The 8,345-nt window shown below is 37.0% G+C and carries 2 protein-coding genes; both read left to right on the top strand.

Going from position 1 to position 8,345, the window contains the following annotated elements:
* On the top strand, nucleotides 1-4,767 hold a 4,767-nt coding region (locus N8M95_RS08960; protein WP_261117067.1), incomplete at its 5' end, for a ZmpA/ZmpB/ZmpC family metallo-endopeptidase.
* Nucleotides 4,768-5,088: 321 nt separating this feature from the next.
* Nucleotides 5,089-8,345: sialic acid-binding adhesin (locus N8M95_RS08955; RefSeq protein WP_261117066.1), on the top strand; the 3,257-nt coding region annotated here is incomplete at its 3' end.

Below are 8,345 nucleotides of genomic sequence, written 5' to 3'. Positions count from 1 at the left end.
GGAACCCAAGAGGCAGGCAAAGCAGGTCAAGCTCTAACACAACCAGAACTACCAGAGGCTCCAGTTGAAGCAAAAGGTACCCAAGAGGAAGGCAAAGCAGGTCAAGCTCTCACACAGCCAAAATTACCAGAAGCCCAAGTAGAAGTAAAAGGTACACAAGAGGAAGGTAAAGCAGGTCAAGCCCTTATACAAGAACAGTTACCTGAGTACAAAGTAACTGAGGGAGCGGTTACGAAAGAAACTACTACTGAGATTGACTATAAGACAGAAATTATCGAGGATCCAACCAAATATACGGATGAAGAAACTGTAGTTCAAGATGGAGAAAAGGGCAGTAAAATTACCAAAACGACTTATAAGACTCTCGAAGGTGTTGAGACTGACCAAGTTTTAAATACAACAACTACTGTCGTCAAAGAACCAGTCACTAAAAAAATAAGCCGTGGGACAAAACCAATTGAAGGAACTCTGGTAGAAGAAAGTCTTGAAAAAATTCCATTTAAGGAAGTTCTTAAAGAAGATGACCAACTGAAAAAAGGTGAAAGAGTTACTGTCCAAGAAGGAAAAGATGGACAGAAAAAAGTTACCAAGACTTACAGAACTATCAAAGGTTTAAAAACTGAAGAAGCACCTAAAATTGTGGAACAGGTTCTGGAGTTAGACCAAGATCGTATCGTCAAATTAGGAACTAAAAACTTTGAAAAACCAATCTTAAGTTTGTCACTTGTTGATGTTAATGATTTGAAACGATCATCTCAAATTCGTTATAATTTGGAAAATCCAAGTAAGGCAGCCATTAAATCTATCACCTTAACTCTGAAAAAAGGTGATGAGATTGTGAAGACATTGAATGTTTCACCAGATGACTTGACAACTACCCTGACAGATTTACAGTACTACAAGGATTATAAACTTGAAACGAAGATGGTTTATGACCGTGGTGAGGGTGATGAGGAAGAAGTTCTGAAAGAAGAACCGCTAAGAATTGACCTCAAAAAAGTTGAAATCAAAAACATCAAAGAAACAAGCTTGATGAGTGTGGACGCTGATGGTAACGAAACAGACACTAGTTTGCTGACAGAAAAACCAGCTGATGTTGCTCCGCTTTATTTACGAGTGACCACTCATGACAATAAAATAACAAGACTGGCTGTTGATAAGATTGAAGAAGTAGAAAAAGACGGAAAAACTTTATACAAAGTTACTGCCAAAGCACCTGATTTGATTCAACGGAATGCTGACAACACGCTGAACGAAGAGTATGTTCATTACTTTGAAAAACAAAAAACACACGAAGGTGATGTATATTATAGCTTTGACGACCTTGTAAAAGCTATGCAAAAAGACCCGACTGGCACATTTAAGCTTGGTATCAATATCAATGCTGCTAACGTTAAACCAGCAGGAAAATCTTATGTTACTAATGCTTTCAAAGGAACATTAACAAGCACTGACGGTAATAAATTTACCATTAGCAATATGAACAGACCTTTATTCGGTGATATTGTCGGTGGTACTGTTAAAGATTTACTACTTGAAAATGTAAATATCGACATGCCAGGGACTGATAGAATTGCACCACTAGCGAATGTTATCAAAAATAATGCGACTGTAGAGAATATTAAAGTAACAGGTAACGTTGTTGGTAATAATGATGTATCTGGTGTTATAAATAAAATTGATGGTAGTGGAAAATTAAGTAACGTTGCATTTATCGGTAAAGTACACGCTGCTGGAAATCGCGGTGGTTACTTAACAGGTATCGTCGGTGAAAACTGGAAAGGTATTGTAGAAAAAGCTTATGTTGATGCTGAAATCACAGGTAACAAAGCTAAGGCCGCTGGAATCGTATATTCATCTCAAAACGGTGGCAACAACAATACTTTAGGTAAAGAAGGTACTCTTCGAAACTCTGTAGCAAAAGGCTCTATTGAACTCAAAGAAGCCGTTATGTCTGGTGGACTGCTAGGGACTAACTGGGCACTAGGGGCTATAGAAGACAACATCACTATGATGAAAGTTAAGACTGGTGAAATGGTCTTTGGTCACTCTGATATTGATGCTGATGATTACTTTACATACTCTAGAACGAAGCGCAACTACAGTGTTGAGGGTGTAAGTGAAGGTAAAACAACTTATACTAATTCTAAAAAAATTCCTAGCATAACTAAAGAAAAAGCTGATGAATTAATTGCTAAAATGGGAATCACTGCTGATAAATTCGAGAGCACACTTCCTATTGAAGATAAACTGAACAATATTGTAAGTAAAGCTGATCAATACAAAAACATTGATGACTACAATGCTTCTCGTGAGCTTGCATACCGTAATATTGAAAAACTTCAACCGTTCTACAACAAAGAATGGATTGTTAACCAAGGGAACAAGCTTGCAGAAGGTTCAAACTTGTTAACGAAAGAAGTATTGTCTGTAACTGCAATGAAAGGCAATGACTTTGTCACAGACCTTACAGATGCTGACCATATTATGGTTCACTACGCAGATAAGACAAAAGAAATCTTAACAATTTTACCGAAAGAATCTAAAGTGAAACAAGTGAAAGAATACAGTGTCGCTGAGCTTGGTGAAGTCGTTTATACACCAAATATGGTGGTTAAAGATCGTACAGATTTAATCAGTGCTATCGAAAGCAAGTTAAGTTCAGTAGAATTACAATCTGAGCCGATTTACCAACACTTGGGTAGAACTGGTGGCAACAAAGTCAATGCAATTAAAGATTTGTACTTAGAAGAAAGCTTCAAGTATGTTAAAGATAATCTTAATAAATTCGTTACGAAGTTAGTTGAAAATGAAGATCACCAGCTTAACACTGATGAAGCTGTAAAACGTGCCTTGATTAAGAAAATCGATGACAATAAGGCCGCAGTTCTTCTTGGTTTGTCTTACCTCAACCGTTACTACGGAGTTAAATTCGATGACTTTAATATTAAAGAATTAATGCTATTCAAACCTGACTTCTATGGTAAGAATGTAAATGTGTTAGACTTCTTGATTAAGGTTGGTTCTAAAGAAAGTAACATTAAAGGTGATAGAACTTTAGAAGCTTATCGCGAAACGATCGGTGGAGTTATTGGTATAGGTGAGTTAAACAGTTTCTTAGACTATAATATGCGTCTATTCACAAGTGACACAGACTTAAACGATTGGTTCATAAAAGCTACTAAAGATAATGTATATATCGTTGAACCTAAAACAACAACTCCTGAATTTGCTGATAAGAAACACAGAGCATACGAAGGATTAAACAACGATGTTCACGGTAAGATGATTTTACCACTTCTTAACTTAAAAGATGCGCATATGTTCTTAATCTCAACATATAACACTATGGCATACAGTTCATTTGAGAAATACGGTAAGAATACTGAAGCCGAACGTGAAGCATTCAAAGCTGAAATCAATAAAGTTGCTAAAGGTCAACAAAATTACCTAGATTTCTGGTCTCGTCTATCATTGGATAAAGTTCGCAACCAGCTGCTTAAGAGCAATAACATGGTGCCAACACCAGTACTTGATAACCAAAACTATAAAGGAATCAGCACAGATAAATATGGATATACGAATAGTGGTAAGGATGTAGCGCCTATCCGTGAATTATACGGGCCAACAGGTCGTTATCATGCAACTGACTGGCGTATGGGAGCTGTAGCTCGTATTTACGGTAACCCTTATAAGGATGATTCAGTCTTCTTCATGGTTACTGATATGATTAGTGACTTTGGTATCTCAGCCTTCACTCACGAAACGACTCACGTAAATGACCGCATGGTTTACTTAGGTGGTTCTAGACACCGTGAAGGTACTGACCTAGAGGCATTTGCACAAGGTATGTTACAATCACCTGCTGAAACAAGTCCAAACGGTGACTTTAAAGCACTGGGATTAAACATGGCATACGAACGTCCAAACGATGGAAACCAATGGTACAACACAAATCCAAACGACCTTGCATCTCGTGCAGAAATCGATCATTACATGAAAGGTTTCAATGATACGCTTATGCTTCTTGATTACCTTGAAGGAGAAGCTGTAATTGATAAAGGCAGTAAAGAACTAAACAACGCTTGGTTCAAGAAAGTAGATAAGCAACTTCGTGGAGCTAATACGAAGAACCAATACGACAACGTTAGAGATTTAAATGCAGAAGAAAAAGAATATAATTTAACATCTGTTAACGACTTAGTAGAGAAAAACTTCATGACCAAGCACGGTCCTGGTAATGGTCAGTATGATCCAACTGGATTTGGCTCTGCCTATGTAACTGTGCCTATCACTGCTGGTATCTATGGTGGTAATACGAGTGAAGGAGCTCCAGGAGCAATGTCATTCAAACATAACACCTTCCGTATGTGGGGTTACTTTGGATATGAAAAAGGCTTCCTAAATTATGCTTCTAACATGCTGAAAAATGAGTCTAAACAAGCAGGTCATGCTACTCTAGGAGATGACTTCATCATTAAGAAAGTTTCTGATGGTAAATTTAATACTCTAGAAGATTGGAAGAAAGAATACTTCAAAGAAGTTGTTGATAAAGCGAAAGCAGGATTTAACCCAGTTACAATTGACGGCACTACATATAGTAGTTACGATGACTTGAAGAATGCATTTGCTGCAGCTGTTGATAAAGATAAAGCTACTCTTAAAAATGGCTCAGTTAAATTTGATAATACCGTATCACTTAAAGAGAAAATCTTCAAGAAACTTCTTCAACAAACAAATAGCTTTAAAACTTCAATCTTTAAATAATTTTGTTAGTCCTGAAGGGACTGACTTAATCTCAAAAAGGAGAGGCAAGTATGTCTTCTCCTTTTTATTTATGTAGTGATTGACTGTTCATTTACAAGCATAATTATTGAATATATTTATAACTAAAATACTAGAAAATAGATTTTCAAAAAGTAAATGAAATGTCAGGCAGGGCTTTGTTTTATGGATTCTGTTCTAGTTCAAACAACTTGCAAAAATAGCTTAAAAATTATAAAATTAAATATAAAGTAATTTGTAAATACGCATAAAGTTTAATATGATATAATGTGTATACAGATAAGAGAAAAGGAAATATTATAAATGAAGAACAAGCTTTCTGATAAGTCCCTTGAGAATCAGAGAAAAGAAAAAATCATGCGTTTCTCCATTCGTAAATATAGTTTTGGTGCAGCGAGTGTAGCGGTTGCTGCCTTTTTAATGTTTTTAGGAAATGGAGCAGTTGCAGCTGATCAATTGAAAGTAACTGAAGAGTCTTCTAGTAAAGTAGAGTTGGCTCAAGAAGTTGGAGATAAGGCTGAAAATCAGAGTGAGTCCAAAATCAGTGAGCCAAAAATTAGTAAACCAGAATTAGATAAAAGCCAACTTGCAAATTATATTGGTGAAATTGAAGGTAAGATTTCAAGTGGAGCCTACGCTAATAAGACAGAGGAAAGTGTAGCGAGTCTAGCTGCTGAATTGGCTAATGCCAAAGCAACTTTAGCGAACGCAAGCAGTCAAGAAGAATTGACGAGTGCCTATCAAAAACTGGTTGCTACAGTTAACTCAAAATTACGAAATAAGCTGGTTGAGAAAAAAGAAATTGTTTCAACAGATACAACTGAAGGTAAAGAAACAGTTGGTATCAAAGCTGATAATACTGAGAAACCATCAGAATCAAATGCGATTGAAAATACTGGTGCCAATGATCCACGTAATGGGAGTGAAATTGAAAAGGATACAACATTCCGTGCAGCTGTGAATCAAGATCCTAAGGTAGACTTTACATTCTCCATACCAGATGAGAAGAAAATCTATATCTATAACGAAGAGCATTTCTCATTAGAAATTCCTGTTTATTCTGAAACTGGAAAGATTCGTTATGCAACGATTAAGAAAGGATCTAGACAAAGATTCCCTAATGTTGCAGGTACAGATAATGACTTGGATGTTGAATTTGGATTTACTGCTAGGGTAATAAATCGTGCTGAAACGGCAGGGGTAACATCGGAGGCGAGTCAAGCAAATCCTGCGAAAATCGTTATTACAGGTCGTCCAAACGATATACTGAAAAAACACAGAGATTATACAAAACAAGAAAACCAAACACTTAACGTGGGTACTCGTTATATTCAGGTGGTTGATGATCAAGGTAGAGAGAATCTTAAAAAAGGTGATAGTATTGCAGACCCAGGGTATTTCTACTTAGTATTAAAAGCTCAATCTAAGAAATATTCATTAAGATCTCAACCTACAGATGAAAAGATTTCTGTAACTAGTTTGACAAATCCTACAGCAGAAGATTTAAAGAAAATCAAAGATAGTATTCAATTAGAATATTCAACAACAAACGAAGATGCACGATTTGCTGATAAACGTGGAACTTTAGTTGAACATCCTGAGGATGTTATCCAATCTGTTAATATCGTTGGGAATAATATCGTTGTGACATTTACAGATGGTTCTACGAAGACAAAACCGGTAGGGGAAATTGTACAAAAAAATATTCCGCCGGTTGTTAATCTACCGTATTCAAACGAAGCAAACAGAAATATTTATATCTATTCTGGCGAAGAAACGGATTTAACATTTACTGCAACGGATGAGTCTAAGATTAAGGACCTAAAACTTCGTGGCCCTGGTGACATTAACTATAATAATGCAACTAGTTTTGGTTTAGCAGTAGGGAATATTGTTGATAGCGCAGTAACAAGCGGAGCAGGTTCTGTTTCTGAAGATAAGAAGACAGCAACCATTAAAATGACTGGAACAACGAATTTAACTGCTGGGAAAAAATGGACAAGTGTTATCGTTGCAAAAGATGACAACAATGGAGAAAGTGCACCTTTTAACGGAAGAATTAATGCAACTACTAATCCTGCAGAACGTCAAAAAATTGAAGGTTATGTTGAGTTTGTTGTAAAAAATCAAACTACTAAATATGATATTAAGACTCCAGAAGGAACAGTTAGTGTAGTAGATCCAGCGAATGTTACGGCTGACGAATTTGAAAAAATTAAAGAAAAAGTAAAAATTGAATACTCTCAAACTAACGATGATGCTAATTTTACTAGCAAGAGAGGACAAGCTGTAGACAATCAAGCGTCAAGAATTTCTACGATTACAAAAGATGCTAATGGAAATCTTGTTGTAATGTATAAAGATGGTTCAACTGATACAAAACCTTTATCAGAGTTCACGAGTTTAAATAAACAACCTGCAATTGATGCAATTAATACAGCTGCAGACAAAAAAATTGCGGAAATTAATTCAAATACAAATGCAACTGCGGAAGAAAAAGCAGCAGCAATCGAAAAAGTTAATGCCGATAAGACAAAAGCTTTAACAGCGATTAATGATAATTCGGTAACGACAAAAGCAGCATTAGATAATGCGAAAACATCAGGAACAACTGCGATTAGCAATGATAACCCGGTAGTAACTAAGAAAGATACGGCAAAAGCAGCTATTGATACAGCTTTAAGAGAGAAAGCAGCAGCCATCGATGCGAATAACGACTTAACGACGGAAGAGAAGAATGCAGCAAAAGCAGATGCACAGGCAAAAGCGAATGCAGCAAAAACAGCAATCGATAATGCTACAACAAACGTAGCAGTGGACTCAGCCCAAACGGCAGGAACGACAAGTGTAAGTTCAGTAACGCCAACAGCGGTAGCGAAACCAGTGGCTAAGAAAGCAATAGATGATGCACTTAAAGCGAAAGAAGCACAACTTGATGCAAGAAATGATTTAACAACTGAAGAAAAAGAAGCAGCAAAAGCAGATGCACAAGCAAGAGCAACAGCGGCTAAAAATAATATTGATACTGCAACAACAAACTCAACAGTAGATAATGCGAAAACTACAGGTGTCGCTGATGTGGAAAGTATTAACCCGCAAGCAAGTCAAAAGAAAACTGATGCAAAAAATGCAGTAGATGAAGCATTAAAAGCCAAGGAAGCAGCAATTGACGCGAATAACGATTTGACTGCTGAAGAAAAAGTCAAAGCCAAGGAAGACGCGAAAGCCAAAGCAGACGCAGCGAAGACTGCAATCGACAACGCGACAACAAACGATGCAGTAACTCAAGCTAAAAACGCTGGGGCAACATCAGTAGATTCGGTGACTCCAACGCCGGTAGTCAAACCAGCTGCAAAACAAGCCATCGATGACGCATTGAAAGCAAAGAATGACGCGATTGATTCCAATAACGATTTAACGGCTGAAGAAAAAGCCAAAGCTAAGGAAGATGCGAAAGCCAAAGCCGACGCAGCGAAACAAGCGATCGACAACGCGACAACAAACGATGCAGTAACTCAAGCTAAAAACGCTGGGGCAACATCAGTAGATTCGGTGACTCC

The sequence above is a fragment of the Streptococcus mitis genome, assembly GCF_946190325.1.
In the GTDB taxonomy this organism is placed as follows: domain Bacteria; phylum Bacillota; class Bacilli; order Lactobacillales; family Streptococcaceae; genus Streptococcus; species Streptococcus mitis_CF.
The sequence above is the reverse complement of the archived record's forward strand: the minus strand, read 5'-3'. Positions and strand labels throughout refer to the sequence as shown.